General features: G+C 71.3%; 4 protein-coding genes and 1 pseudogene. 2 read left to right on the forward strand and 3 right to left on the reverse strand.

What is annotated here, in order from left to right; all coding sequences use genetic code 11:
• A partial coding sequence (locus CCS38_RS28225; RefSeq protein ID WP_223736160.1) for a DUF6777 domain-containing protein occupies positions 1–759 on the reverse strand: 759 nt, incomplete at its 3' end.
• A gap of 570 nt (positions 760–1,329) precedes the next feature.
• Here CCS38_RS28225 and CCS38_RS28230 point away from each other — a divergent pair.
• Positions 1,330–2,568, forward strand: coding sequence for a streptophobe family protein (locus tag CCS38_RS28230; RefSeq protein WP_223736163.1), 1,239 nt, complete (start codon positions 1,330–1,332; stop codon positions 2,566–2,568).
• An 18-nt stretch (positions 2,569–2,586) separates the two neighbouring features.
• On the opposite strand, the pseudogene CCS38_RS35855 reads toward CCS38_RS28230, so the two are convergent.
• Both CCS38_RS35855 and CCS38_RS28240 read right to left on the reverse strand, forming a co-directional pair.
• Positions 2,587–2,814, reverse strand: a pseudogene (locus CCS38_RS35855) (transposase); the annotation flags it as partial.
• Positions 2,811–3,425, reverse strand: coding sequence for a TetR/AcrR family transcriptional regulator (locus CCS38_RS28240; RefSeq protein WP_223736161.1), 615 nt, complete (start codon positions 3,423–3,425; stop codon positions 2,811–2,813). The gene CCS38_RS28240 and the pseudogene CCS38_RS35855, both read right to left, overlap by 4 nt.
• A gap of 106 nt (positions 3,426–3,531) precedes the next feature.
• Between CCS38_RS28240 and CCS38_RS28245 the strand changes: the two genes are divergently transcribed.
• The gene (locus CCS38_RS28245) at positions 3,532–4,221 is read left to right on the forward strand and encodes a nitroreductase (protein WP_223736162.1); all 690 of its coding nucleotides are present in this window, start codon (positions 3,532–3,534) and stop codon (positions 4,219–4,221) included.
• Positions 4,222–4,344 lie beyond the last annotated feature (123 nt).

Here is a 4,344-nt window from a genome sequence, read left to right on the forward strand (position 1 = left end):
CCCGGAGGGCGGGCAGGTGGATGACGGGGAGTCCGAAGGGGGCGCGGAGGGCGGCTGAGTGGTCGGGGCGTCCGTCCCGCCCGTTCCATCGCCCGCGGCGCGCTTGAACCAGGCACCCGTGTCCAGGTCGACGAGGGTGAAGCTGTCGACCGCGGTGGCCGATTGCTGCACGGCCACCACGTCCGACTGCTGGTACGCGGGCCAGGGCTTGCCGACCGGCTTCGGTGTCTCCTTGACGGCCACCGGCGGCAGCAGTGGGTTACCGCAGGCACAGCGCACGCGCGGCACTCCGCGCGAGTCGATCAGTACGGCCGTGCCGGCCTGCAGCACCGACTGGTAGGCGGTGGCCTTGCCGTCCTTGAAGCCGTGGTTGGTGACCCGGGTGTCCTGGCGCAGTTGCACAGGGGTCAACGACCGCAGGTAGGAAGGTACTTCACGCTGGGCGATGCCCTCGGTGTCGGCGAATGCCTTGGCCTTGGCGGGCTCTCCCCGCAGGAAGTCGATCTGCTTCTCGACATCGCAACTCGGTGCGGAGCGGCTGCCGCCGTACAGGCCCGGCGCCGATCCCTCCACGCTGGTGGTGCCGCCGGTGTCACCGGACGGCGCGGTCGGCGTTGCGGTCGGTGAAGCGGGCGCGGTGGAGTCCTTGGCCGTCGACTCGGTGAAGGGGTCCCTGCCCTCGGCCGCGGCCGGCTGGAGGAAGACCTCGCCCGATCCGGTACCGCTGTCCGGGCGTGTGAGGAAGACGGTCAGGGCCACGGCCGCGACGATGACGGCGGTGATGAGCGCGACGCGTGACGAGGACCGCCACCAGGGCCTGCCACGGCCGGGACCGGCTCCGGCGGCACCGGCCGCCCCACTGCCGGAGCCGCCGCCGGAACCACCGCCACCGGACCCGCCCGAGCCACCGGACCCACCGGTCCCGCCCGGCCACTGCCCGGAGCCGGAGCCCACCTGCGTCGGCTCATGGTCCGGCTGGGCAGGCGCGCCCGAGGACGGCCCTGACGCCGGGCCCGGGGAGGGGCCCGACGGCTGCCCCGACGACGGCCCGGAGAGCGGACCCGACGGTGGACCCGATGGTGGACCCGAAGGCGGGCCGGTCGGGCGGCCTTCGGGCGGTGGTTGCGATGTCACGGGCCGGTCCTTCTTCCCATTCCCGCGTGTGCCGGGTGTCGGCCGCGTGGACTGTCCGGCGATCCGAATTCACCCGTTTATTCCCTCTTTACGCCATTGTGTGTCCATCCTGGGTGTCGTCCGCAAGCGGGGCGGCGCTCCCGTACTTACGGTGGTGATCGCGGTAACCGAAGGTGAGGAGACAGCGTGAGCCGGATGCGAGAAGCGCTCGCCGCGGCGGGTGCGGGCATCGTGGTCATGCTCGTGGTCGCCGCGCTCGGACTGTGGGCGGCGGGCGCGGCGGACCTGCCCGGCGGGGCGTTCCCTCGAGTGGTCGCGGCCGTTGTCGTCATCGCGGCCGGCGGCTCGGTCGCGCTCTCCGGCGACTCCGGCGTCCTCGCGCAGGCGGACGCCGCCATCGATGCCGTACCACTGTCGGTGACGCTGGCCGGCGCGCTGGCGACGGCAGTGGTCTTCCTGCGGCCGCTGCGCCACCGCGCGGTGGCCTCCACCGGCGAACTGCTCGACCGCATCGCCCGTACGGCCGCATGCTGGCTGCTGTTCCTCCTGATCGTCGCCCTGCTCGCGCGCCACCGCTTCCGGATCTCCACCGGCAACGACATCGCAGAGGAGATCGGAGCGGAGCTCGGCGCGATCCCCACCGTGGAATTCCGGGCCGATGTACCCGCGACACTCGGTTTCGGGTTGCTGTGGGTGCTGGCCGTCCTCGTGATCGCGTTCATGGTGTCGCGCAGGGCACCGCTCTCCTCCCGGCTGCTGCACTTCCAGCGTTCCGTGCGCCCGCCCGCCTTCGCGATGCTCGTGGTGCTGCTTGCCTACGCGGCGATCGGGCTGGTCATCGGCGTGATCGTGCTCTTCACCCGCGGCCACCCCGCCGAGACCGCCGCCGTACTGTTCCTCGGACTGCCGAATCTGGTCTGGGTGGCGTTGGGGGTCGGGATCGGCGGCGCCTGGGTGGGGCATGTCGACAAGGCGATCGGACTGCCCATGCCGGGCGTCCTCGACCAGGTGCTGCGCACCCGTGGCGGGCAACGGACCCTGGACCTCGGCGCGGTCGCGGAGCACGACGGGCGCGCCTGGCTGCTCGTGGCGGTGGCGGCCGTGGTGCTGGTCGCCGCCGCCTTCACCGCGGCGGTACGGTCCCCGGCCCGGCTGCCGGCCTGGCGGCACGCGCTGGAGATGGCCGTGGCCCTGGCGCTCACCATGCTCGTCGTCGGGCTGCTCACCCGGATCGCCGCGCACTACGGGCTCTCCCTCATCGGCATCGGGGACCTCGGCGGCGGACTGGGCGGCGAGGTCACCCTGCGGCCGCAACTCCCGCGCCTGGTGGCGGTGGGTGCCGTCTGGGGCCTGGTCACCGGATTCCTCGGCAGCCTGCTGGCACGGTTCGTACCGCACCCCGGCGACGTACGGGACGCCCGGCCGCGGGACTAGCCGGTTCGCCGGCCGGGGCCCCCTTTTGCGGGCCCCGGCCGCATGCTGGTGGGCGCGCACGATCGTGGAGTCCACCGAGACGGCCCAGTTGAGGTCGTCATCGGCATCGGCCTGGGCCATCAGCGCGGTGAAGACCCGCTCCCACGTGCCGTCGACCGCCCACCTCCGCAGCCGGTTGTAGACGCCACGCCAATGGCCGTACCGCTCCGGCAGGTGCACCCACTGCGTCCCGGTCTTCCGCGTCAGCCCTTTCCCGTCTTTCCCGGCAGAGCCTGATCGAGGAGGACTTCCGCCGCCGCCCGCGCGTGTCGACCGTAGTCCGCTTCGTCCAGCACCATGGCGCGGCTGGCCGCCCCGTCCGCGAGGGTGGCCAGTTGCTCGGCGAGTGGGAGAGGTTCGCGGCAGCCCAGTTCCGTCACCACCGCGACGATCAGTTGCACCATGCGCAGCTTCTGCTCCCGGGCGTAGGAGTGCACCGCGCTCTCCGGGTCGGGGAACTCCGCGGCGGCATCGATGAACGGACACCCGCGCACCGGAGCCGCGTCCGCCACCGGCTGGTCGAACAACCTGCGGATCCGGTCACGCGGAGGGATGTCCTCGCGGGTCAGCACGCCTTCGAGGGTGGCCCCGGACAGTGCGAGGCCCTGCAAGTGGGCGATGACCAGATCGTTCTTGGTCCGAAAGTGCACGTAGAGCGTCCGCTTGGACACCGGCGCTTCCTCGGCGACCTGTTCCATGCCGGTCGCGCTGATGCCCTGGGTCGCGAACAGTCGGGCGGCGGCAGCCAGAATGCGCTCCCGCCCGCCGCGCCCTTGCCGCCGGGCTGCCCTGGCCGTCGTACTCCCGGTCGTGTTCATGAAGTAAGTATACGCACGCGTTTACTTAAGTCGGCATGTCGCGTTAAGGTGACACCGCATGTAAACGCCACCGTTTACATGAACTCTTTCGACATCAAGGAGTTCCATGAGCAGGCCCGTCCCCACTGAGCTGAGCAGCTGCGCGGAGAAGCTGATACGCGGCCGTCACGTGACCCGCGCGTTCCGTCCGGAACCCGTACCCGAGGACACGATGCGCAGGATCTTCTCGCTGGCCGGCACCGCGCCGTCCAACTCCAACGCACAACCGTGGCAGGTGGAGGTGGTGAGCGGTGCGGCACGTCAGCGCCTGGCCGGTGCCCTGCAGACGGCCCACGCCGAACGGCGCACCTCGGTGGACTTCCCGTATTCCGAGGGGATGTACGCGCAGGTGCACCAGGCACGTCGGGCGGCGTTCGGTGCCGAGCTGTACGGGGCGCTGGGCATTGGCCCCGGCGATCACACGGCACGTGCGGCCTACGACGCGGAAAGCCTGCGCTTCTATGGCGCGCCACACGCGGCCTTCCTCTTCGTCCACGGTGACGGAGAGGCCCGGCTGGCCGCGGATGTCGGCGCCTACATGCAGACGCTGCTCCTGGCAATGACTGCGTACGGCGTGGACAGTTGCCCGCAGGGACTGTTGAGCTTCTACGCCGACACCGTCCGCACCGAACTCGGCGTCGCCGGAGGGAAGCTGCTCGTCGGCATCTCCTTCGGGTACGCCGACGAGGCGGCGCCGGTGAATCGGGTGAAGGCCGAGCGGGCTCCACTCGAGTCGACCACGGCCTTCCACGACTAGGCAGTTTCGTGTCAGTCGGCAGGCGGGAGGTCACGGTCGTTCCGGGTGACAGCCCGGGGCGTGCACCAGGCACGTCGGGCGGCGTTCGGTGCCGAGCTGTACGGGGCGCTGGGCATTGGCCCC

Origin of the sequence: Streptomyces purpurogeneiscleroticus (genome assembly GCF_020024005.1) — a bacterium.
Classification (GTDB): Bacteria; Actinomycetota; Actinomycetes; order Streptomycetales; family Streptomycetaceae; genus Streptomyces; species Streptomyces purpurogeneiscleroticus.

Bases quoted from the DNA above. Each gene is read 5' to 3' on its own strand.
- CCS38_RS28240 (WP_223736161.1), bottom strand. From the start codon at position 3,425: ATGAACACGACCGGGAGTACGACGGCCAGGGCAGCCCGGCGGCAAGGG.
- CCS38_RS28230 (WP_223736163.1), top strand. From the start codon at position 1,330: ATGCGAGAAGCGCTCGCCGCGGCGGGTGCGGGCATCGTGGTCATGCTC.
- CCS38_RS28245 (WP_223736162.1), top strand. From the start codon at position 3,532: ATGAGCAGGCCCGTCCCCACTGAGCTGAGCAGCTGCGCGGAGAAGCTG.